Origin of the sequence: Gilliamella apis (assembly GCF_002142155.1) — a bacterium.
GTDB classification, from domain to species: Bacteria; Pseudomonadota; Gammaproteobacteria; order Enterobacterales; family Orbaceae; genus Gilliamella; species Gilliamella apis.
The window spans coordinates 14,883-40,539 of the sequence record NZ_NASD01000012.1 but is presented as its reverse complement, the minus strand read 5'-3'; the positions used below and the strand labels follow the sequence as shown (position 1 = coordinate 40,539).

General features: G+C 32.9%; 18 protein-coding genes. 6 read left to right on the top strand and 12 right to left on the bottom strand.

Features of this window, described 5'->3' with window-relative positions; all coding sequences use genetic code 11:
- Positions 1-26: 26 nt before the first annotated feature.
- Both lexA and B6C84_RS07030 read left to right on the top strand, forming a co-directional pair.
- On the top strand, positions 27-653 hold the full coding sequence (gene lexA / locus B6C84_RS07035; protein ID WP_065579203.1) for a transcriptional repressor LexA: 627 nt from the start codon (positions 27-29) through the stop codon (positions 651-653).
- Positions 654-703: 50 nt separating this feature from the next.
- Positions 704-1,078, top strand: a complete 375-nt coding sequence (locus tag B6C84_RS07030; protein WP_065579204.1) for a hypothetical protein — start codon at positions 704-706, stop codon at positions 1,076-1,078.
- Between the two features lie 48 nt (positions 1,079-1,126).
- On the opposite strand, the gene B6C84_RS07025 is transcribed toward B6C84_RS07030, so the two are convergent.
- From B6C84_RS07025 to B6C84_RS11570, 4 genes are all read right to left on the bottom strand, one after another.
- Complete coding sequence (locus tag B6C84_RS07025) at positions 1,127-1,849, bottom strand: ABC transporter permease (RefSeq protein WP_065651879.1); 723 nt, start codon at positions 1,847-1,849, stop codon at positions 1,127-1,129.
- 12 nt (positions 1,850-1,861) lie between these two features.
- The gene (locus B6C84_RS07020) at positions 1,862-2,545 is read right to left on the bottom strand and encodes an ABC transporter permease (protein ID WP_086320534.1); all 684 of its coding nucleotides are present in this window, start codon (positions 2,543-2,545) and stop codon (positions 1,862-1,864) included.
- Positions 2,546-2,548: 3 nt separating this feature from the next.
- Complete coding sequence (locus B6C84_RS07015; protein WP_065579207.1) at positions 2,549-3,337, bottom strand: lysine/arginine/ornithine ABC transporter substrate-binding protein; 789 nt, start codon at positions 3,335-3,337, stop codon at positions 2,549-2,551.
- Positions 3,338-3,490: 153 nt separating this feature from the next.
- The gene (locus B6C84_RS11570) at positions 3,491-3,637 is read right to left on the bottom strand and encodes a hypothetical protein (protein WP_165754906.1); all 147 of its coding nucleotides are present in this window, start codon (positions 3,635-3,637) and stop codon (positions 3,491-3,493) included.
- On the opposite strand from B6C84_RS11570, the gene yccS reads away from it, so the two are divergent.
- The gene (gene yccS / locus B6C84_RS07010) at positions 3,628-5,772 is read left to right on the top strand and encodes a YccS family putative transporter (protein ID WP_086354010.1); all 2,145 of its coding nucleotides are present in this window, start codon (positions 3,628-3,630) and stop codon (positions 5,770-5,772) included. The two genes, B6C84_RS11570 and yccS, sit on opposite strands and share 10 nt — an antisense overlap.
- 470 nt (positions 5,773-6,242) lie before the next feature.
- Here yccS and B6C84_RS07005 read toward each other — a convergent pair whose 3' ends face one another.
- Entirely contained in the window at positions 6,243-7,169 is a 927-nt protein-coding gene (locus B6C84_RS07005; RefSeq protein WP_086320536.1) for a hypothetical protein, read from the bottom strand.
- Between the two features lie 665 nt (positions 7,170-7,834).
- On the opposite strand from B6C84_RS07005, the gene B6C84_RS07000 reads away from it, so the two are divergent.
- Both B6C84_RS07000 and pbpC read left to right on the top strand, forming a co-directional pair.
- Complete coding sequence (locus tag B6C84_RS07000) at positions 7,835-13,861, top strand: alpha-2-macroglobulin (protein WP_165754907.1); 6,027 nt, start codon at positions 7,835-7,837, stop codon at positions 13,859-13,861.
- Positions 13,862-13,970: 109 nt separating this feature from the next.
- On the top strand, positions 13,971-16,328 hold the full coding sequence (gene pbpC / locus B6C84_RS06995) for a penicillin-binding protein 1C (protein WP_086320538.1): 2,358 nt from the start codon (positions 13,971-13,973) through the stop codon (positions 16,326-16,328).
- A gap of 383 nt (positions 16,329-16,711) precedes the next feature.
- Here the strand turns inward: pbpC and B6C84_RS06990 are convergent, their stop codons facing one another.
- The 6 genes from B6C84_RS06990 to yejK form a co-directional block, all read right to left on the bottom strand.
- Entirely contained in the window at positions 16,712-17,614 is a 903-nt protein-coding gene (locus tag B6C84_RS06990) for a hypothetical protein (RefSeq protein WP_086320539.1), read from the bottom strand.
- A gap of 74 nt (positions 17,615-17,688) precedes the next feature.
- A complete protein-coding gene (locus tag B6C84_RS06985) occupies positions 17,689-18,591 on the bottom strand; it encodes a hypothetical protein (protein WP_086320540.1) in 903 nt (300 codons plus the stop codon).
- Positions 18,592-18,950: 359 nt separating this feature from the next.
- A complete protein-coding gene (locus B6C84_RS06980; RefSeq protein WP_086320541.1) occupies positions 18,951-19,949 on the bottom strand; it encodes a hypothetical protein in 999 nt (332 codons plus the stop codon).
- A 407-nt stretch (positions 19,950-20,356) separates the two neighbouring features.
- Entirely contained in the window at positions 20,357-21,283 is a 927-nt protein-coding gene (locus B6C84_RS06975) for a hypothetical protein (protein WP_086354007.1), read from the bottom strand.
- A 4-nt stretch (positions 21,284-21,287) separates the two neighbouring features.
- A complete protein-coding gene (gene nfo / locus B6C84_RS06970; RefSeq protein WP_086354006.1) occupies positions 21,288-22,130 on the bottom strand; it encodes a deoxyribonuclease IV in 843 nt (280 codons plus the stop codon).
- Positions 22,131-22,143: 13 nt separating this feature from the next.
- Positions 22,144-23,151 carry a nucleoid-associated protein YejK gene (gene yejK / locus B6C84_RS06965; protein ID WP_065613239.1) on the bottom strand — a complete coding sequence of 336 codons (1,008 nt, stop codon included), beginning with the start codon at positions 23,149-23,151 and terminating at the stop codon, positions 22,144-22,146.
- Between the two features lie 182 nt (positions 23,152-23,333).
- Here yejK and B6C84_RS06960 point away from each other — a divergent pair, with 182 nt between their 5' ends.
- Positions 23,334-24,713, top strand: a complete 1,380-nt coding sequence (locus tag B6C84_RS06960; RefSeq protein WP_086354005.1) for an MATE family efflux transporter — start codon at positions 23,334-23,336, stop codon at positions 24,711-24,713.
- Positions 24,714-24,859: 146 nt separating this feature from the next.
- Here B6C84_RS06960 and B6C84_RS06955 read toward each other — a convergent pair whose 3' ends face one another.
- Complete coding sequence (locus B6C84_RS06955; protein WP_086354004.1) at positions 24,860-25,546, bottom strand: tetratricopeptide repeat protein; 687 nt, start codon at positions 25,544-25,546, stop codon at positions 24,860-24,862.
- Positions 25,547-25,657: the final 111 nt, after the last annotated feature.

Sequence of the window (25,657 nt, the reverse complement as noted above, 5' to 3'; positions counted from 1 at the left end):
TCTGTATATAAAAACAGGAATTCGCCATGAGACCATTAACCGAACGCCAACAACAAATTTATGATTTAATTAAAGAAAATATTCAAACCACCGGGATGCCACCAACGCGAGCAGAAATTGCCCAAAAATTAGGCTTTCGTTCAGCTAACGCAGCAGAAGAACATCTTAAAGCCTTAGCTAAAAAAGGGGCTATTGAAATGATTGCCGGTTCATCACGTGGAATTCGTTTATTATTAGAACAACCTGATGACACTAATGAACTTGAAGGTCTACCACTCATTGGTAAGGTCGCAGCTGGATCACCAATTCTAGCGCAAGAACATATCGAAAGTCATTATCAAGTATCACCAAGTTTATTTAAACCTCAAGCCGATTTTTTATTAAGAGTTGAAGGGATGTCAATGAAAGATATTGGTATTTTAGATGGTGATTTGCTTGCTGTTCACAAAACTCAAAATGTTAAAAATGGTCAAGTTGTTGTTGCGCGAATCGATGACGAAGTAACAGTTAAAAGATTATCGCAAAAAGGTCGTCACGTAAAATTATTAGCTGAAAATCCTGAGTTTTCTCCAATTGATGTCGACTTAGAACAACAAAGTTTTGCTATTGAAGGAATTGCTGTTGGTATTATTCGTAATGGTTCATGGATGTAAATTCAAAGATAGTATAAAATACTAAGTACTGTTGCTTAGGAGTTAACCATATGTGGCTATTTTGGTTGTATGAATCATTGGGATTTGTTGGCGTAATACTATTAATTTTTGCTTATTGCCATTTCAGTAAAAAAGGTTTTTGGTCTTTCTTATGGCGTAATTTGAAATGGGTAGCATGGGCGGTTGTGGGCGTTTGGTTGTTAATAGCCATACTTTGCCGAGGCGATTTATATAATGCAGCACGTTGTTATTTCCGTGGCGAAAGTATGCATGCAAATACCAAATACTCAATCTTTTGGAGTGAATGTCAAATCGAAACAACAAATGGCAGTTATTTACCTATTGATCGTACTCGTGCATTACCAGGTTCAAAAGATCATGACAGCAATGATAATGGAATTCCTGCTGATAATTTAATTAATTAATTTTATTCATATATCTTCAGGCAATATTGAATATTGCCTGTTACTATTTTAACAAGTCTTTGAACCACCAACATGTATATAAAACAAGTAATGTTTTTCAAGTTGTCTAAAACCAAAAATTAAAACAAAACTCACACATAAATAGATCACCGCCGCAATACCAAAAGCATGAAAAGGTTGATAAGTTTCGGCATAGATATCACGCGCAATTTTCATCACATCTTGGACCGTCACCGTAAAAGCTAAAGCTGTCGAATGCAACATAAAAATGACTTCATTACTATAAGCAGGTAATGCAATTCGAAAGGCTCTAGGTAAAATAATGTATCGATATAATTGGCAACGATTAAAACCAAGTGCCGTAGCTGCTTCAATTTCACCATTAGGAACGTTGCGAATAGCACCCGCAAACACCTCTGTAGTATAAGCACAAGTATTTAAAGCAAAAGCTAAAATAGTACAATTTAACCCACTTTGAAAAAAATCATTTAAAGATTGATGTTGATTAACAAAACTTAATGTGTATATACCCGTGTAGATAATTAATAACTGTACATACAATGGCGTACCACGAAAAACATAAGTAAATAGCCAAATAGGCCATTTTATAAAAAAATGTTTTGAATTACGGCCAACCGCTAACACTAATGCAAATAATCCACCTAAAGATACGGATAAAATCAAGATCCACAAGGTCATTGCTAACCCAGTAATATGATAGCCATCTGACCATAATAATGCTTTCCAATAATCTTGAAGGATTTCTAACATAACATTGCTCGTTTATAATTTAGCTTTAGTAATTCCGGTGGAATAATGCTTTTCAAGCCACCATAGAATAATATTTGAAATAGAGGTGAAAAATAGATAAAAAGCGCCAGCTATGAGTGCAAAAAATAGCGGTTGATATGTTGCTTCACCAGCTGTTTTAGTGGCTTTCACAAGGTCAAACAATCCCAATAATGATACTAATGCTGTGGCTTTTAAAATCACTAACCAATTATTAGCAATGCCAGGTAAAGCAAAACGCATCATTAATGGGAACCTGACATATATAAAGGTGTGGCATTTATTCATACCTAATGCAGTTGCAGCTTCAATTAATGTTTTGGGAACAGCTTGGAATGCACCGCGAAATGTCTCAGTAAAATAGGCACCATAAATAAAACCTAACGTAATAATGCCTGCCACAAAGGGATCAATTTCCAGCATATCTACATCAAAAAAATCGGTAATGTTATTTAATAAAAATTGAAGACCAAAAAAGATCAACATCATTAAAACCAAATCAGGCACACCGCGAATCAATGATGTATAAGCCTGACAAGCAAGTCGTAATACTGACCTTTTTGATAATTTACCGAGTGCACAAATAACGCCAATAATAATGGCAAGAATTAGCGAAAAAATCGCTAATTCAATAGTGATCAAGGCACCTTGTAATATTAGAGAACGATAACCTTGCATGAACTATTTTTTATTACTATAAACGTTAAAGTCAAAATATTTGTCATTTATTTTTTGATAGGTACCGTCATTTAAAATTTCAACTAATGCTTTATTGAAAGCTTCACGCAGTTCATCATCTTTTTTACGGAATCCTAAACCGACACCAACATCAAAATAGCCTTTATCGTTTAGAACTTCCCCGGCAAAAGCAAAATCTTTTCCTTGTGGTTGTTTTAAAAACGCATAACTTCCCGTCACTTCATCTTGTAATGCCGCATCTAAACGACCAGCAACTAAATCTGAAAACACCTGCAATTGATTTTGATATGGTACAATAATGACCCCATTGGGACGCCATTTATCATTAACAAAATGTTCCTGCGAAGTACCTTGTTCTACCCCTACTCTTTTACCTTTTAAAGATTCAACTGTCGGTAATAAATCAGCACCTTGTTTAGTAATTAATCGCGAATTAGTAAGAAAAATTTCATCTGAGAAAGCAATCTGTTTTTTACGTTTCTCAGTCATCATTAAGGACGATGAAATCATATCAATTTTACGCGACAATAAAGATGGAATTAAGGCATCAAAATCAGTCGATTGAAATTCACATTTAATATTAGCTTTTTCGCAAAGTGCTTTGGTAATTTCAATATTAAAACCAGTAATTTCACCATTTTTATCTATAAAATCAAATGGAGCATAAGATGTATCCGAACCAATTTTGATTGATTCTGGTAATTTAGCATCACTTAGACAAGCACAACTTAACAATGCTAACGCCGATACCACTTTAAATAAGTTCTTCATGATTTCATCCTGTAATGATTTTTAAAGGCATAATATAACGTTTTCTTAAATTAATTTATAATAAAAAAAAATTATTAGCCTATCTGATTTGCTTATGCCGTGATTATAATTACAGCCAGTTAAATTAACAGATAATATAAAATTACTTCTATTTTAAATAAGATAGATAGCTAAAACAGTAAACCACAAATTTAAATTAGCATCATCATTATACTTATTTGCTTTCGCTAATGATAACAATATAGTATTCTTAATATTATTAAGAAAACTCAACTCAAACACTAAACAACGTGCATTCATTTATCCTATCCTTACGCAAAGTTTTTTATAGCAGTAATTTACTGTTTAGTATTCGTATGCTGGTTAGTTTGACTGGATCTACTCTAGTACCATGGTACTTTGATTCTGTACCATTAGTGATCCCTCTCACATTGGGCGTAGTCGCAGCAGGTTTGACTGAGATAGATACTCGCTTATTAAGTCGTTGTATTAATATATTATTAACACTAATTTGTTTTGCAATTGCGACATTTTCGGTCGAATTTCTGTTCCATGCTCCACTATTGTTTATTATTGGCTTAGTTAGCTCAACGTTTCTATTTATTATGCTAGGTTCGTTAGGTCAACGGTATGGTGTTATTGCCTTTGGCTCATTACTAATTGCAGCTTATACCATGCTCGGGCATAATTTATTTGCTGATAATTACACTCTACCTTGCTTTTTATTGTTAGGAGCACTTTGGTATAACCTTGTTTCACTAATTGAATCAATTGTGCAACCTATTCGCACTACACAACAAACTTTAGCCAATTGTTTTGTGAAATTAAGTTTTTATCTTGATGCAAAAGCAGCAATGTTCGATCCTGATGAAACCGATGATTTTAAGCGACAAACTTTTGAGTTAACGACCTGTAATACTCAGGTTATTAATGTATTTAATGATGCGAAACGATCATTATTTAATCGACTTAAAGGTTTTCGTGGACAAGCCTATATCAGAAAAATGCTAAGTTACTATTTTGTCGCTCAAGATATTCATGAGCGAGCAAGTTCATCACATGGCGATTATAAAGCGTTAAGTTACCATTTCAAACATAGCGATCTTTTATTTCGCTTTGCAAGAATTTTAAATTTACAAGCTAAAGCTTGTGCTAAATTAGCACTATCAATTAAGTTAAATCAAACTTACCAACATGATCCATTGTTCGCTCGCTACTTTACCTATCTTGAAGAAGCAATAGGTGAATATCAACAACAAACTAACGCTAATTTATTACTCATTAAATCGTTACAAAATTTATATCAAAATTTGCTCGCTATTGATTTATTATTAGCCCATATCGATACTGAGCAACATTTATCGAAAAGCCAAGAAGATAACCAGTTAATTGATGAAGAGCTTACCCGTTTTCATGATATTTTTGCCAAAATTAAGCAAAACTTAACCATCAAATCGCCACTATTTCGCCATGCTATTCGTATGAGTATTGTTTTGTTTGTTGGGTATATGGTGATATATTTTTCTAACCTTTCACATGGTTATTGGATTATTTTAACCAGCTTATTTGTTTGCCAACCAAACTATTCAACTACAAAATATCGCTTAAAATTGCGCGTTTTTGGTACTATTTTAGGGATAATTGCCGGTATTCCTTTAACTTACTTGTTTCCAAGTATTGAAGCGCAATTAGTATTGATCATTATAACTGGTTGGTTATTTTTCCTATTCAAAAACTCACAATATGCTTATGCCACTGCCTTTATTACCTTATTAGTATTTTTCAGTTTTAGCTTAATCGGTGAAAGCAGTATCTCTGTTGCTATTTCACGCATTATAGCTACCTTAATTGGCTGTTTTATTGCTTGGTTTGCGGTAAGTTTTATCTGGCCAGATTGGAAGTTTAGGAATTTACCTAAATTACTAGATCGAGTCTGTCACGAAGATAGCCACTATTTAGCAGTAATAGGTAGTCAGTATGTCTCAGGTAAAACTAATGATCCCAAATACCGTGTCGCACGACGCGCAGCTCATGATAGTAATGCAGATTTATCCTCCTTAATCAGCTTAATGACTAAAGAGCCACACGTTAAACAAGATGTGATTGACCAAGGTTTTAGATTATTGACCCTTAATCACACCTTAATTAGTTATCTATCCACTTTGGGAGCACATCGCGATAAAAGTATTTCACCGCATACTATGGAAATTTTTGATGATGTATCGGTTTATATCATTACTATGCTAAGTGACCAAAAAATCGATTCTAAATATCAACCATTGAAAAAAGTGGTTGCTGATTATATTGAATCACTATCAATTAATGATGACCAAAGCAATAATGATCTGCTGGTTATGCAGCAATTAGCCTTAATCTTAGATATTTTGCCAGAAATAATTTCTCTTATTTGTGAATTGAATAATAAGACTGCCTAATAGGATTGTTTTAAACAGTTATTATCTTTTGCAATGAAATAAACAACCTTATATTAATGCAATTTCTTCAATATAACTATTAAATCCGACAACTTGTAAAAAATATTGAGGAGTCTATACCATCATTAAATTATTTTTAAATGATTTTAAATAGTTACCTTTATAAGTCTCAACGTTATTGAGACTTATTATTAAATTTTACCCATGTTGCTGGCGGTAACTTTTACTCTAAACCAAATTCATTACGCGTTTTTACTTGTTGATAACGCCTCACAATCTATTGTTTAAAATCTCAAGTATGGGCTCATCTTTTTCGCCGTTTTATTTTGTTCGTTTTTTCCATTTTTAAGAATAATTTATCTTATTTCTTAAAAAAGTTGTTCTTAATTAATATCATTTACAACTATAAAAACGAGAATCGCAGCGTAGCTTTATGTCACATTTAGAAAAAGATGAATCAATAAAGTCTATCACTGGGCAACCCAGTTGTTTTTATTTATGCAGTGTAGCTTTATGTCAAATTTAGAAAAAGGTGAATCAATGAAGTCTATCACTGGGCAACCCATTATTGAGAAACACCCAAACACGACTAATGGTTTATTTTTAAATAATTTTCCCGTCCATTGTTTTTTGTATTCATGATCTTTATCTTTGCCATTTAAAGGTAGAAGGCTGTATTCCTGAGTTAAAACTTCATCAAGTAAGATTTTATTCTTATCATTCTTAACCACTAAACCCGCACATTCAGGGTAATAATCTGGGTACCAAGGAGATTTCCCTAATGTCCATAAATTGTAATGTAATCCATGAGCTTGTGCTAAATAATTATCCTCTTTATCACTAATTTTTTGCCAGTTTAATAAAGTTAGTTGCTCTTGAGCAAAAGGACTTTCCTTTCCAATATAAACAAACGTTGTATCATTAGGATCGTAATCTTGAGGTAGTTGATTCAACGCTAATGCAAATCCAAATAGATAATATTTTTCATCAGTAGGTAAACAATCGCCCCCTATTGCAAATACCTCCAATTTACTAATGGGAAAACTATACAATTTATTATATTCATAATTATATACGAATAAGTTATCCGTTTCGGATATGCCACTGGCAGTCAAAAAACTTTGTCGATATTTTTGAGGTAATTGATATTTATCCTTTTTATAACCATCCTCATTATCAGGAAATATTGGTTGAATAGATTGTTTTTTATTGCCATCTTTGTCATAAATAACAATATGACTACCTTGGAGTAACTTAACAAAATAGAATTTTGGCTCGCTACCATCAACAAGATTAAGTTTAAATATCTCTAATTGCTCTCGTGTATAGCCAATTGCATAAAAGCTACAACTTAATAAGAACAATATACATATCGGTATTATTTTCTTTATTGGCATTTTATTCACTTCCTTATGTATTAATTCATCAATATCTGAACATTACGGCGAATCAAAACCTATTATCACTAAAGTTTGAATAATTTAATCTAGAGTAAAACAATGTAGATGAACGTGTAGCGGTGCTTTAAGTTATCCATCGCTATAATGCTAGTGGCGTTAACTTACACTCAAAACCAAATTCATTACGCGTTTTTACTTGTTGATAACGCCTTACCATCTGTTATTTAAATCTTCAGTATGGGCTCGTTTTGATCGTCGTTTTATTTTCTTCGTTTTTTCCATTTTTCAATTATGGATTATCTTGTTGTTTAAAAAAGTTGTTCCAATTATTATCAATTTAAAAGAACAGCAAAAAACGGATTGGATAACAGCGGATTATCTTAGCGATATTCTTGATCCACATGACCGACAAAAAATATTCAAGGTTATCGTGCACCAAGATTAGTAATTTTTTTTGCTAAAAAAGAACAATAATTATTCAATTAATTTTATTTATCATTTATACTTTCACCAAAGTATATACACTATTTTTAGTAATACTAATTTATTCACAGCAAAAATAATGAAGTAAAACACAATACAATAGCTATATTTTGCGTTTTAGTTTTATTGCGATTAAAAATCGATTATTGATAATAGTAATTGAGATGATAAGGAATATCATGGATATAATACGTTTCATTCTCCGTCTACCGTATCGCATCTTTTGTATCTGTCTAGAAGCGATTCTCTATTTTGCACTTTTTCTACTAATTGTATTACGATCCATATTATGGCTGATAAGCCCGATTATTGGTCAAGTTAATTGGTCGATACCTAAGTGGTATCCACGTGCTAAAGATATCTATCAATCATCAATTACAAGACTCAATAACTATAGTTTAATTATTGGTTGTGTTGTTATTTTGGCAATTGTTGCCTATCTCAGTGGTAATTATGCCTACCATTGGTACTTAAATAAACCAAAACCTATTGAGCCTGCCCCCGTAATTATTAATACGTATGGTATTTCTTTTTATGCGCCTAAAGAATCCGGTGTGATTACTGATCCTAATCAATCTTATTTAAAAATTAAATTTACTGGACATAGACGATCGCCCGCTCCGATAGATAAAATTGGCAAGGAAATAACTGAGGGTATTGAAATTTCACCTGAAATTAAAGGGACATGGAGTTGGTATGACGATGAAAATATCTATTTTAAACCAGAACAACCATGGCCAATCGGTGAAACCTATACGGTTAAATTGGATGGTTCGAAATTACTTAATCCTAACAATTTAATAAGTAATCAAGATAATATTTTTACATTTAAAACAACCGGTTTTTCTTTTGTAATTATAAGCGGTGAATTTTATCAAAATCCTATTGATGCTGAAGAAAAACTCGGTATTTATGAAGTAAAATTCACTCATCCTGTCGATCCGACAACCTTTGAAAATAATTTAAAACTATCACTATTTCAAGATACTGATCAAAAATATAAACCTCATGAATTTGTCCAAAATGTAAACTTTACAATTAATTATAATAAAGATAAAACACGTGCTTATATAAAAAGTGATAAATTAGAAGTCGCTGATATGAATCGCTATTTATCATTAAATATTACAAAGGGTATAACATCTTCAATGGGAGGATCCCCAGCAACCTTAGAAAGTTCGAAAGAGATCAATATACCGAATAAATATAATCTTAATATCAATTCAACTAAAATTTCCTTTGTTGAACTATCCAATAATGAAATGCGCCAAATTATCACAATTAATTTAGGTTATAATGTTAAAGCTAGTGATTTACAAAAAGCATTATCAATCTGGCAGTTACCAGACCAAGACGCCAAATATAGTGAAGAATATTACGATAAAATCGATAACCAACACAAAACTAAATATTTTATTGATAAAACCGTCTTAGATAAATCAAAACGATTAACAACTAAATACATTGAAACTGACGATAATAGAACTTATCAAAATCAATTTAGCTTTGAAATAAACGGTGATCAACGTCAACAGATATTTATTACTGTTGATCCTTCTTTAACGTCCGAAGGTGGTTACACATTTAAAAATAGATATGAGAAATTGATGCGAATTAGTGAATATAGTAAATTGCTTAATTTCGCTGCTACAGGTTCCCTATTATCGCTGTCAGGTGATAAAAAGATTCCCGTCGTTTCTCGTAATGTTAATCAAATAAAATTAGAACTCAAACGTGTTATTCCATCCCAATTACAGCATCTGGTCTACGATAATGACAGTGATTTTAGTGCAATGAGTTTTGAATATTATAAAAGTGATAATTTTGTTGAAAAATATTCAATTTTAAAAGATGTTAAGGGTAAATCAGGAGCTATTCATTACTCTGACTTCGATTTGACGCCATACCTTAACAAAGATGTTAAAGAAAACGAAGCTAATCGCGGAGTATTTTTATTAAATCTCTATGCCCAAAATGATGATGCAGAAGAAGATGAAGAGCCTTACGATTATTTCACTTCTCGATTCATATTAGTGACAGATTTAGGCATTATAAATAAAAAATCACTTGATGGCTCTTATGATCTCTTTGTGCAATCTATCAACAGTGGATTACCTGTTGCCGGTGCTAAAGTTTCCATACTCGGTGCCAATGGTATTGAAATTACCTCTTCAATCACCGATAACACTGGTCATGTCAATTTCGCACCATTATCTGATTACTATAAAGGCATTAAACCGTTGTTATTCTTAATTGAAAAAGGTAAAGATATGTCATTTTTACCAATTTCTAAAGGTTATCGCTATTATGACAGGAAACTTAATTACTCTCGTTTTGATGTCGATGGTCAATACGAAACAGTTGAACGGGGAGAGTTACATGCGCATCTTTTTTCTGATAGAGGAATCTATCGACCCGGCGATACCTTCCACATAGGGATGATTATTAAAGCAGATGATTGGACTAAATCATTGAATGGAATTAAGTTAGCAGCCAACATTTATGATGCTAAAAATAATCTTGTTACAACTAAAAAAATCAAAGTTGATGATTACGGTTTTAATGAGATTTCATTTAAAACGGAAGAAAGTTCTCCAACTGGACAATGGCATGTCTATTTATACATTGAAGATGATGAAAATGTTTCGGGGAATGATGATCAAAATTTCCTAGGTTCTACTTCTGTGACTATTCGAGAATTTGAACCAGATAAAACTAAAGTTACCGCACAAATAGTAACTGAAAACAAACAAGGATGGATTAATCAATCGGATATAATTGCCAAAGTGACTGCAAAAAATCTCTTTGGAACCGCAGCCCAAGATCGTCGAGTTGAGAGTAAATTATATTTACAGCCAACCAGATTTAGTTTTAAAAAATTTGAAGATTATCAGTTTTATCGCATAGGTAATAACCGTAGTAATTTCAAAATTGAACTTGAAGACAATTTTACAAATGAAGAAGGAATTGCGGATATTGATCTTCATATTGAAGACTTTGAAGGTCAATATGTAGCTAAATTCTTGACTGATGTATTTGAACCAAATAGTGGTCGTAGTGTTGCAGCAATGGATTCAATTTTGATTTCTGCATCTGATTATCTAGTTGGGGCAAAACCTGATGGTGAGTTAAGTTATATTAAACGGGACAGCAAGCGTTTACTTAATCTTATTGCAATAAATCCAACTCTAGATCAAATTACACTAGATAACCTCAAACTTGTTACCCTTGAGAAAAAATATCTTTCTGTATTAGTTGAACAGTCTTCAGGTGTTTATAAATATGAATCTAAACCAAAAGATGTGGTAATTTCACAAATTCCTTTTGAAATTGATAACAAAGGAACTGTTTATCAGATTCCAACTAAAACCCCTGGTAACTATATTCTTCAATTGTTAAATAACCAAAATGAAGTAATTTATCAAACTGAATATACAGTAGCCGGATCAGCAAATGTAACGCGCTCATTAGATCGTAATAGTGAATTAATGTTAAAAATTGATGCTAATGAATATAAACCTGGGCAAGATATAGAAATAGCAATAACCGCACCTTATACCGGTAGTGGGATCATCACTATCGAAAGGGATAAAGTTTATGCGTGGAAATGGTTTAAAACTGATACTACCAGTTCGGTACAAAAAATCACTTTACCTGAAGAAGTAGAAGGAAATGCCTATATCAATGTGCAGTTTGTTCGTGATCCAAATTCAGAAGAAATATTCATGAGTCCACTTAGTTATGGTGTTGTTCCATTTAAGGTTTCTGATGATAGATTTATGGAGAAGGTAACATTAAAAGCACCGAATTTAATCAAACCTGGAGAGACGATTCCAATCACAATTAAAACTAATAGCCAACAACGTGTCGTAGTTTTCGCAGTTGATGAAGGTATCTTACAAGTTGCTGGCTATCAATTAAAAAATCCAATTAAAAACTTTATACGTAAAAAAGCGTTATCAGTAAGAACGGATCAGATTTTAGATCTTATCTTACCTGAATATAAACGTTTACTAACTTTATCTGCACCAGGAGGTGATCAAGATAGTGATGATAAACTTAATGCTCATTTGAATCCATTTAAACGTAAGACCGATGAGCCTGTTACCTACTGGTCCGGAATTATAGACGTTAATGGTGAAAAACAACTCAATTACAAAGTACCTGAATTTTTCAGTGGAAAAATTAGAGTAATGGCTGTAACAGTCGGTAAGAAAACAATGGGCGTTACCCAAACGTCTACTACAGTTCGTAATGACTTTGTATTAAGTCCTAATGTACCTTATTTCGTTACGCCAAACGATGAATTTGAAATAAGTTTATTAGTTGCAAATAACATCACTGAAATCGGTAATGAAGAAATCCCAATTAAGGTTAAGCTAACCACAACGCCACATCTAGCTGTTTTAGATGACTCAATTAAAACCGTCAAGTTAGCGTCAATGAAAGAAGGTACTTTAAGCTTCCGTTTAAAAGCAACCGAACAATTAGGTAGTGGTGATTTACTCTTTACTGCAACTTATAAAGATAAGACGATAACAAGACAAGTAAGTACTTCTGTTCGTCCGATAAATCCTTATCGAATAAAAACTATTATGGGTCGAATGGATGGTAAAACACAAACCTTTGCTGGGTTAAGACAAATGTATCCAGAATTTAATGAACAGAATGCTGGTGTTTCTTATTCTCCAATGATCTTAGCTAAAGGTCTTACCGAATACCTTGATAATTATGAATATTTCTGTTCTGAACAGATTGTTAGTCGTGCTTTACCACTGGTAATTGGCAATAAATATCCTGAATTCAATTTGCTCACCGATAAAACGATACCATTTACTGGAGTAATGCAAAAACTACAAAGCCGCCAAAATAGTGAAGGCGCAATTGGTTTATGGTATTCAACATATAATGTTGATCCATTTATTACACTTTATACGGTTCACTTCCTACTCGAAGCAAAAGATGCAGGATTAGTAATACCAAAAGATCTACTAGAAAATGCCAATAAATATGTTAAGTTGGTTGCTGCTGGTAGTTTAACTGATCGTTACAGCTTGCGATTGCGAGCTTATGCAATTTATCTGCTAACTAGACAAAATATCATTACAACTAATCAAATTGCTTCAGTCATTGAGGATTTAAATCATAATTACCAATCTTGGTCTACTGATCTTACGGCGTTGTATTTAGCGTCATCCTACAAAATGCTGAAAATGGACAAACAAGCAGATAATCTTTTAAAACCGATTTGGAAGGATCTCTCCAAAGCCTATGATAAAGCATGGTGGAATCATTATTATTATGATCCATTAGTCATTAATGCTGGGAAAATCTATTTAATCGCAAAACATTTTGATAATAAAATCAATGATATTCCTGCGCAAGCTCTTGAGAATATGGTGTTAATGCTAAATGAGGAACGTTATACTACTCAATCAGCTGCGATGACTATGTTGGCTTTAGATAGTTATAATTCAGCAGTTAAAGCTCACGAGTTAGATGAAAACGATCTTACTGTCACAACAAAATCTAACGATCAACAGGCAAAAATTGCCACTATTGCTAAATTGAAGAACTTGTTAGCTAAAGGAAAATTCAATGATTCGGTAGAGTCTATTAGCTTCCATAACGCTAAAGATTTGCCAGCTTGGTATTTAATATCGCAGAAAGGCTTTGATCGTTCAATTCAACAAGAACCAATTAATAAAGGGCTTGAAATTTACCGTGAATTTACAGATAACGATGGTAAGCAAATTGATACGGTGAAATTAGGTGAAACTATCAATGTAACTGTTAGGATTCGTTCAATATCTGAAGAAGGATTAACCAACATTGCAATTGTTGATATGCTACCAGGTGGTTTTGAAGTTGTTCAACAAAAAGCGATTAATAATCATGCTGAATCTGAAAACGATAAACAAAGCGATGAAGGTGAAAATGATAATTACGATTCTGATGAACAGTGGATATCACCAATTGCTACAGGTAAATATACTTGGTATCCAGACTATACAGATGTTAGAGAAGATCGCGTCATTATTTATGGTTCGACTAGAAGTGATAAGATACAAACATTTAATTATCAGATAAAAGCGACCAATATTGGCCAGTACGCGGTACCTCCGGCTTATGGTGAAGCAATGTATGATCGCGATATTCAAGCTGTATCTAAAGGTGGAAATAAGATTATTATTGAGCCACGTTAATTAGCCACTAGCAGAGGGTAAACGCCTTCCCTCTGCTATTTTGTATTTATTGCATGATTACTAACTTTAGTATTTTAATTTTATATCATTATTGGTGTAACTTAATAAAATGGTAAAACAATTTAGGTATATTGGGAATATTATTGTTATTCTTATTATTCTTTCTTTAATCGTCATTGCCTTTCGTTTAACCCCTAACCCACCGTTAAACCAATCGCTAAATTTTTCCACTATTTTGTATGATGAAAACGACCAATTATTGCGCATAACATTAGCAAACGACCAACAATATCGAACATGGACACCTTTGGAAAAAATTTCTCCACACATCATTAATAGCCTTCTATTACATGAGGATCAGTGGTTTTATTATCATTTTGGATTTAATCCGTTTAGTTTGATAAGGGCATTTGGAGCAACTTATATCGGGGGCGGTAATCGACAAGGCGCATCGACCATTACTATGCAACTGGCACGTATGCATTGGAAAATTAATACTAAAACAATAGCTGGTAAATTATTGCAAATATTTAGAGCTATTGAATTAGAGTTAAAATACTCTAAACATGACATTTTGGAAGCCTATCTTAATTATGCCCCTTTCGGTCGCAATATAGAAAGTATCGGAGCGGCATCGTTAATTTATTTTGATAAAACGCCTGATAAGGTTAACTTACCTGAAGCGTTAACATTGACGGTTCTTCCTCAATCACCTACTTATCGTATAGACAAGAAAAAAGGCATTGCAGGTAAAGCATTAGTTAATGCTAGACAACGATTATTTGAACGTTGGCAAGAACACTATGCAACCGAAGATAATATAGCTGCGCTATTTGACTTACCACTAATGATGCGTCAACCTGAGCAATTACCGTTTATCGCCCCCCATTTCACCAACCAAATACTTCAGCAACAAATTCAAAAAACTAATGCTGAACAACAAGTTATTAAAACTACATTAAAAATAGAACTACAAACAATTATTGAACAGCAAGTCAGCGCCTTTATTGAACGCAATAAAATAAAAGGGATTTATAACACATCTGTATTGTTAGTTGATAACAACACAATGGAGGTGAAAGCATTAGTTGGATCTGCCGATTATTTTAATCGTAGCATTCAAGGGCAAGTTAACGGAACTGCTGCTAAACGTTCACCCGGCTCAACACTAAAGCCTTTCATCTATGCTTTGGGTATGGATCAAAGTATTATTCATCCTAGAACAGTATTAAAAGATGTCGCAACAGATTTTGGATTTTATACCCCTGAGAATTTTGATCACCATTTTAAAGGTCCTATCTCTGTTACAGATGCACTAATTCACAGTCGTAACATTCCTGCGGTATATGTTGCTGGTAAATTAAAAAAACCTTCATTTTATCAATTCTTAAAACAAGCCCATATTCGCGAGATGAACACAGAAGATCATTATGGTTTAGCTTTAGTTCTTGGCGGCGGTGAAGTGACAGCCCAAGAATTAGCAACACTATATGCCATGTTAGCTAATCAAGGTATTTGGCAACCGTTAAGAATGACAAAAAATACCGATAATCAACCACCTTTAACTCAGCGTCTGTTGAGTCCTGAAGCGAGTTTCATGACATTAGATATGTTATTAAAAAACACGCGCAATGAAGATATTTTAGCTAAAAAACAGCAATCTCTAACACCTATATATTGGAAAACAGGCACATCTTGGGGATTTCGCGATGCTTGGACAGCTGGAGGATTTAATAATTATACTCTTATTGTTTGGATGGGTAATTTTGATGGACATAGCAATAATGCTTTTATTGGTGCTAATGCCGCAGCTCCCCTATTTTTCAATATTATTGATTCAATAACAGCTTACTATCCAAATCATAAAGGTTATCAAAACGCAATTCCACCTAACTTAACACAAGTGGATATTTGTTTACCTAGTGGGAATTTAGTTACGCAGTGGTGTAAGATAAAGGGTAAAACGTGGTTTATACCAGGTGTATCACCGATTAATATTGATACAGTTTATCGCCCTGTTGTGATTGATAATAAAACCAATAAAGTTGCTTGTCCTCCTTTCAATCCGAAAGATACACATGTAGAAGTTTATGAATATTGGTCTTCAGACTTAGTTAAAGTATTTGCTAAAGCGGGAATTCCCAAAAAAACACCACCTAATAGTGCGCATTGCGAAACAACTCAAAATTATGTTGGTTCTCCTCCACGGATTACTTCACCATTAAAAAACGTTGTTTACAAAGTAAGGTTAAGTAATAAAGAGAATGAGAAAATTACGTTAGATGCCATTGCTGATGGTGAGGTTAAGAAATTATATTGGTTTGTCGATAAAAATTTTCTTGGGAGTAGTTCAGTTGAAAACACACTGAATTGGGTTCCTAACAAAAGTGGTATTTACAAAATATCTGTAATCGATGATCTAGGGCGAAGCGACAGCAGAAAATTAAAAGTGGATTTAATTGATTAAAACAAGACTAATACTCTTTCTAACGCTATAACAACGTGATGTAGAACGTTAAAAAATATAATTTACCAACTTGATATTAGTCGAAATCATTAAACACATTAAAATATATTATGTCCTTTAATTATTACTTTGTTTAAATTATCGCAACAAGGATCCAAGATCATCATAAAACTAATCGATTATGTTCAATATGTTAATTTAAGTCCATTGAATTAAAAGATAACTTAATTAAACAGGCACAAAGCCATACTGCCCGAATTATGTTGAACGCAGTCCGTGGTGATTCTAATTTCATCGCCACTTCGCCTAAACAGCATTTCTTTCAACTCGGATTTTTTGCTATTGCAGAGCCTGAGATATCCTATTGTTATTTAAATGGTTGTTTAAAAACTACACCTATGAGGAGGACTATAGCAGATTAGGTTTATGTCATGACCTGAAAAAGATGAATCAATAAAGTCTATTACTGGGCACTCTTTCCCCCCCTTTGAGAAAAACCCAAACACGACTAATGGTTTATTTTCGAATAACTTTCCCGTCCATTGCTTTTTGTATTCATGATCTTTATCTTTGCCATTTAAAGGTAGACGGCCGTATAACAAACTTAAAGCATGGTCATCATTACGTAAGATTTTATTCTTCTCATTCTTAATTAATAAACTCCCACAAACAGGGTAATCGCTATGAAAAGGAGGTTGCTTTAAATAGTAATGTAATCCATGTGCTTGGGCTAAATAATCATACTTTTTATCGCTAATTTTTTGCCAGTTTAATAAAGTTAGTTGCTGTTGAGCAAAAGGATTTTCCTTTCCAATATAAACAAACGTTGTATCATTAGGATCGTAATCTTGAGGTAGTTGGCTCAACGTTAATTCAAATCCAAAGTGATAATATGTTTCATCAATAGGAAAACAATCATCTTTTAGTGCAAATATCTCTAATTTACTAATGGGAAAACTATACAATTTATTATATTTATAATTATATACGAATAAATTATCGGTTTCGGATATACCACTTGCAGTCAAAAAATTTTGTCGATATTTTGGAGATAATTGATATTTATACTTTTTATAACCATCATCTATATCAGGAAATATTGGTTGAATAGATTCTTTTTTAAAGCCATCTTCGTCATAAATAACAATATGACTGCCCCAGAGTACCGATACAAAATAGAATTTTGGCTCGCTATCATCAACAAGATTAAGTTTAAATATCGCTAATCGCTCTTGTGTATTGCCAATTGCATAAAAGCTACAACTTAATAAGAGCAATATACACATCGGTATTATTCTCTTTATTTGCATTTTATTCACTTCCCTATGTATTAATTCATCAATATCCGGCCCTATAGAGCCTACCGTTTACACGGATAAAAACGATGAGCGCAGTGTAGATTTATGTCATATTTAGAAAGAGGTGAATCAATAAAGTCTATCACTGGGCAGCCCATTTCTGAGAAACACCCAAACACGACTAATGGTTTATTTTTAAATAATTTTCCCGTCCATTGCCTTTTGTATTCATGATCTTTATCTTTGCCATTTAAAGGTAGAGTGCTGTATGCCTGAGTTAAAACTTCATCAAGTAAGATTTTATTCTTATCATTCTTAACCACTAAACCCGCACATTCAGGGTAATCATCTGGGTACCAAGGAGATTTCCCTAATGTCCATAAATAGTAATGTAATCCATGAGCTTGGGCTAAATAATTATCCTCTTTATCGCTAATTTTTTGCCAGTTTAATAAAGTTAGTTGCTCTTGAGCAAAAGGACTTTCCTTGCCAATATAAACAAACGTTGTATCATTAGGATCGTAATCTTGAGGTAATTGGTTCAACGCTAATGCAAATCCAAAGTGATAATATGTTTCATCAGTCGGAAAACAATAATCCTTTATTGCAAATACCTCTAATTTACTAATGGGAAAACTATACAATTTATTATATTCATAATTATATACGAATAAACTATCTGTTTCGGATATACCACTGGCAGTCAAAAAATTTTGTCGATATTTTTGAGGTAATTGATATTTATCCTTTTTATAACCATCCTCTATATCAGAAAATATTGGTTGAATAGATTGTTTTTTATTGCCATCTTTGTCATAAATAACAATATGACTGCCCCAGAGTACCGATACAAAATAGAATTTTGGCTCGCTATCATCAACAAGATTAAGTTCAAATATCTTTAATCGCTCTTGTGTATTGCCAATTGCATAAAAGCTACAACTTAATAAGAGCAATATACACATCGGTATTATTCTCTTTATTGGCATTTTATTCACTTCCCTATGTATTAATTCATCAATATCTGGCTATTATGGCGAATCAAAACCAAATATCACTAAAGTTTGAATCATTTACTATAAGTAAAATAATGTAAATGAACGTGTAATGGTGCATTAAGTTATCCATCGCTATAATATTGGTGGCGTTAACTTATACTTTAAACCAAATTCATTACGCGTTTTTGCTTGTTGATAACGCTTTACTATCTGTTGTTTAAAATCTCAAGTATGGACTCGTCTTTATCGTCGTTTTATTTTCTCCGTTTTTACCATTTTTAAGAATAATTTATCTTACTCCTTAAAAAAGTTGTTCTTAATTAATATTATTTACATCTATAATATACAAAACGAGAATCGCAGCGTAGTCTTATATCATAACTAGGAAAAGATGAATCAATAAAGTCTATCACTGGGCACTTTTCCGCCCCCTCAAAGAAAAAGCCAAAAACGACTGACGGTTTGTTTTTAAACAATTTTCCCGTCCATTGCTTTTTGTATTCATGGTCTTTATCTTTGCCATTTAAAGGTAGACCGCCGTATAACGAACTGAAAACATAGTTATCATCACGTAAGATTTTATTCTTCTCATTCTTAATCACTAATCTGCCACATTTAGGATAATCATCGCGGTGAGAAGGATATTGCTTTAAATAGTAATGTAATCCATTAGTTTGAGCTAAATAATTATAACCTTTATCGCTAAAATAGTAATGATCAAATCCATGAGCTTGTGCTAAATAATTATCCTCTTCATCCTCTTTATCGCTAATTTTTTGCCAGTTTAATAAAGTTAGTTGCTCTTGAGCAAAAGGACTTTCCTTTCCAATATAAACAAACGTTGTATCATTAGGATCGTAATCTTGAGGTAGTTGATTCGACTCTAATGCAAATCCAAATTGATAATTTGTTTCATCAGTAGGTAAACAATCGCTCTTTATTGCAAATACCTCTAATTTACTAATGGGAAAACTATACAATTTATTATATTCATAATTATATACGAATAAGTTATCCGTTTCGGATATGCCACTGGCAGTCAAAAAACTTTGTCGATATTTTTGAGGCAATTGATATTTATCCTTTTTATAACCATCCTCATTATCAGGAAATATTGGTTGAATAGATTGTTTTTTATTGCCATCTTTGTCATAAATAACGATATGACTACCTTGGAGTAACTTAACAAAATAGAATTTTGGCTCGCTATTATCAACAAGATTAAGTTCAAATATCTCTAATTGCTCTCGTGTATTGCCAATTGCATAAAAACTACAACTTAATAAGAACAACATACATATCGGTATTATTTTCTTTATTGGCATTTTATTCACTTCCTTATGTATTAATTCATCAATATCTGGCTATTAAGGCGAATCAAAACCAAATATCACTAAAGTTTGAATCATTTAATGTAGACAATGTAAATGAACGTGTAATGGTGCATTAAGTTATCCATCGCTATAATATTGGTGGCGTTAACTTATACTTTAAACCAAATTCATTACGCGTTTTTACTTGTTGATAACGCCTCACAATCTATTGTTTAAAATCTCAAGTACGGGCTCGTCTTTATCGTTGTTTTATTTTGTTCGTTTTTTCCATTTTTAAGTATAATTTATCTTATTCCTTAAAAAAGTTGTTCTCAATTAATATCATTTACAACTATAAAAACGAGAATCGCAGCGTAGCTTTATGTCACATTTAGAAAAAGATGAATCAATAAAGTCTATCACTGGGCAACCCAGTTGTTTTTATTTATGCAGTGTAGCTTTATGTCAAATTTAGAAAAAGGTGAATCAATGAAGTCTATCACTGGGCAACCCATTATTGAGAAACACCCAAACACGACTAATGGTTTATTTTTAAATAATTTTCCCGTCCATTGTTTTTTGTATTCATGATCTTTATCTTTGCCATTTAAAGGTAGAAGGCTGTATTCCTGAGTTAAAACTTCATCAAGTAAGATTTTATTCTTATCATTCTTAACCACTAAACCCGCACATTTAGGGTAATAATCTGGGTACCAAGGAGATTTCCCTAATGTCCATAAATTGTAATGTAATCCATGAGCTTGTGCTAAATAATTATCCTCTTTATCCCTAATTTTTTGCCAGTTTAATAAAGTTAGTTGCTCTTGAGCAAAAGGACTTTCCTTTCCAATATAAACAAACGTTGTATCATTAGGATCGTAATCTTGAGGTAGTTGATTCAATGCTAATGCAAATCCAAATAGATAATATTTTTCATCAGTAGGTAAACAATCGCCTCCTATTGCAAATACCTCCAATTTACTAATGGGAAAACTATATAATTTATTATATTCATAATTATATACGAATAAGTTATCCGTTTCGGATATGCCACTGGCAGTCAAAAAACTTTGTCGATATTTTTGAGGTAATTGATGTTTATCATTTTTACAATCATCCTCTATATTAGGAAATATTGGTTTAATAGATTGTTTTTTATTGCCATCTTTGTCATAAATAACAATATGACTACCTCGGAGTACCGATACAAAATAGAATTTTGGCCCGTTATTATCAATAAGATTAAGTTCAAATATCTCTAATTGCTCACGTGTATTGCCAATTGCATAAAAGCTACAACTTAATAAGAAAAATAAACATATCGCTAGTATTTTTTTGATTCGCATTTGATTATTTTTCCTGTTCTTTTAACCATGCTATCTCTTGAGCCCAAATATCTGGGTTAATAGTTTCAAGAATAAGTGGAATTTCATCAATTCGTGAGTCTTGCATAATAAATTTAAATGCAGCTTCACCAATGGTGCCTTTGCCTAAACTGTCATGACGGTCAACATGGCTGGCAAGTTCGCTTTTAGCATCGTTTAAATGCATACCTCGTAAATATTTAAAACCGACAATTTTTTCAAACTCATCAAAGGTCTCTTTGCAGGCTTTTTCGGTGCGTAAGTCATAACCCGCAGCAAAGGCATGACAGGTATCAATACAGACACCTACACGGCTTTTGTCTTCTACTTTGTCGATGATTTGTGCCAGATGTTCAAATTTATAACCTAGGTTAGATCCTTGTCCTGCTGTGTTTTCTATCACAGCGACGACACTTTTGGTTTTATCTAGCGTGATATTTATCGATTCGGCAATCCGCGCTAAACAGTCATCAACCGAAATTTTTTGTAAATGACTACCTGGATGAAAGTTTAGCAAAGTTAGGCCTAACTGTTCACAACGTTGCATTTCGTCCAAAAACGCGGTACGTGATTTTTCAAGTTGTTCACTATCAGGGCTACCTAAGTTAATAAGATAACTATCATGAGGTAGAATTTGTTTATTGGTGAATCCATATCGTTCACAACGTTTTTTGAAACTATCAATCACTGCAGTTTCAAGCGGTTTTGCATGCCATTGTCGTTGATTTTTAGTAAATAGAGCGAAGGCTGTAGCACCAATTTGATAAGCATTTATTGGCGCATTATCTACACCACCAGCTGCACTCACATGTGCACCAATGTATTTCATATTTTTCCCCTAATTATTCGTTTGAGCCACTATTGCGTTGAAGTTGATCACGTAAATTAGGTGGAACGCCCTTAATAACGAGTGAATCAGTTTGTGGGTCCCATTTTATACGCTCACCTAATAGATCGGAGTTAAAACTTAGGGTTAATCCACCACCACTACCGGAGAATTTTTTCAATTGACGTAAGGCACTACGATCAGCAGGGAATGTATCTTCTAAATCATATTCGCTATTTTTTACAAATTCCATAAAGTTGTTTTCGTCACTTGTTGGTAATTCATTAGCAAGATTTTTCAGCTCTATCTCTTCCCCTGCTTGTAATTGAGCTTGACAATAGTTATAGACATTTTCACGAGCATTGGTTTTATCTTGTTTGTCAAATTGCATCTCTTGACAGTAATCATCTACCGCTTTAACAAGAGTTTTATTTTGCGCTTTTGCATCTAATCCTTCACTAGCACCTAAGTAATCCATGAAAAAATCAGATACTTTTCGCCCTACTCGGCCTTTTAAGAAAGTTAAATAACGTTTTGATTCTGGTGCCGTTTGCCATTCAGTAATATCAATACGGGCAATAATATCAGCATGATCGATATCTAGATACTGAGTTTCAGAGATATTAAGCTCCTCATTAACTAACATGCTTAAGCAACTATTTAATACAGCAATAATTAGATATTCAACGGCAAGGTATCGATAGTGGCAAAAAATAACAGTACCACCTTCTGCAAATGGATATTTGGCTAATTCATTACGCAACTGTTTGGTTGATTCTTGACTAAAATTAAGAAAATTTTGATTACCTAAACGTAACTCTTTAAGTGATTGTTCAAAAAGACTTTCACTATTAAATAAACCATATGCTTTACTTTTATTGTTGTAAATTCTATTAATATCTTCAATCAAGTTAGCAACAGCTTGTTCATTACCGAGGAGTGAATCACGAAGTTGTAGTTCAATTTCAGTATCACTTTTTCTAATTAATTTATGTAGAACTATATTCTCAATTTGTACGCTCATGGAGATTCCTATTTGGATCGACAATTTAATAGTGTCTATTTTAACAAAGCACTAAAAAAGTGCTATCATCAATTTATAACTCTGCTAAACTAAGCAACATTCTTATTGTCAATTTTATACTTTACATATCCTTGTTCTAAAACTTCTTTATAACTTTTAACCTTTTATCAATGTGAATCAAAATGACAAACTCACACGATATTTATGATGATTTTAAACATAAAAAAATCAGCTTATTGTTTTGGCAATATGCGCTTCCATCTATTATCGGCACAACAGTGAATACGCTGTATAACATTATTGATGGAATTTTTATTGGCCATTGGATTGGTCGTGAAGCACTAAGTGGCGCTGGTATTATTTTACCAGTTATGAATCTTGCTGCGGGTATTGGCATGTTGGTAGGTATTGGTTCAGCCAGCCGAATATCTATATTTTTAGGCCGAGGTGAAATAGATAAAGCTGAAAAAGTAGCGGGAACATCTTTTATGTTAACTGCCGTACTTAGTGGTATCACTTTAGCCTTACTACTCTATTTTATCGATCCTGTTTTGCACTTTATTGGTTCAAGCTCAACCAACCATATTTATGCTCGTGAGTTTTTAGAAGTATTTTTACCGGGTAGTATTTTTATCACATTAACATTCAATTATAACAATATGATGCGCGCAAGCGGTTACCCATTTAAAGCAATGGTAACCATGTTTATTAGTGTGATCGCCAACATTATTTTAGCGCCAATTTTTATTATAGGTTTAGGTTGGGGAATGAGAGGAGCAGCTTTTGCTACCACACTCTCAATGTTCATAAGCTTTTTATTTGTGATGCAACACTTTATTAGCAAAAACAGTAATATAAAGCTATATCGTCGTAACTTTAGACTTAATTTAAGCTACATTAAAGCAATTTTATCCATTGGCATGTCACCATTTGCCATGCAAGTTGCCGCCTCAGTGGTAGTTGTTTTTATAAACTGGCAGTTAACCCGTTATGCCCCCATTTCACATGTTTCAAGTGATGATGCGATCGCCGGTTATTCTAATGCTAACCGATTAATTACACTGATTATCATGATTGTCATTGGTGTAAATCAAGGTATGCAACCGATTATTGGTTATAATTACGGCTCTAAAAATTATGTCCGAGTGAAAGAAACCTTTATCTATGCAGTTAAAATTGCCACAGTTATCACCAGTGTAGGCTTTATATTTGGTTGCTTTATTCCTGACGTGCTGGTTAAAGCGTTTAGTTCTGATGTCGATTTAGTGGCAATATCCGCCATTGCACTACGTTATACTACGTTTTCATTTGCGTTTGTCGGCTTTCAAATGGTAACAACTAGTTTTTTCCAATGTATCGGGATGGCAAAGATTTCTATTTTGTTAAGCCTTTCAAGACAACTTTTAATTTTATTACCAACGCTTTATATTCTTCCATTATTCTTCGATTTAGATGGCGTTTGGGCTGCATCACCAACGGCAGACCTTTTATCAACAGGTATCGCTTATGCCGCGTTATATTGGTATTTCAAATCGATAAAAAGAAGACATCGTTTAGCTTAAGCTCTTTTATATTAAGCAGTTAGTTAATGAAGATTGATTTTATAACTCTAAAAAATGAAAAAGGCGGATTAAGCCCGCCTTTTAAATTTCAATTTAGCTGTCGTTTAATTAATTCTCACTAAAACTAAATTTTAATTAATCAAAAATTATTGACAAATTGGATGCTCCACACCGCCTTCACAAGCTTTTTCAAATAAATCCATCGCTTTATCATGATCTTTTTTTAGGCCAGCCACGCCATTTTCATACATGACAGCTAAATTAAACTGGGCTTCAGGTATACCTTGTTCAGCTGCTTTTTCATACCAGTATCGAGCTTTAATTACATCTTTTTTAATACCTTGACCAAAAAAATACATATCACCTAAAAAAGATTGAGCATAAGACAAACCTTGTTCTGCCGATTTTTCAAGTAGTTCTTTTGCTTTTAATGGATCTTTTTCAACACCTCGTCCTTCTTTATACATGCCACCTAAATTTAATTGCGCATACTTATCATTTTTTGCAACACCTTTTTCATACCACTCTTTCGCTTTAGCATAGTCTTGTTCAACGCCATTACCTTTATCATACATAGTACCTACATTGGATTCGGCTGTTCCACTGCCTTGTGCAATAGCTTTATCAAACCATTCTCTCGCTTTTACGGTATCTTTTTCAACACCTTCTACCCCATTGAGGTATCTATAACCTAACTCATTTAGTGCAACTGGATCATTTTGCTCGGTGGCAATTTTTAGTACTTCATCATATGGTACATTATCATATTTAGCTGCATTAACCGAACATGCAAAAAATAAAATTAATAAACCACTTGTAAGCATTTTTTTCATATTAGTTATTCCTTTTCATCCTTTAATATTTTTATATATTTACAACAAAAATAATATCATTATATTAGCAATATTTAATTGATTTTCAAGTAGAAGAAAAGATAGATTTTA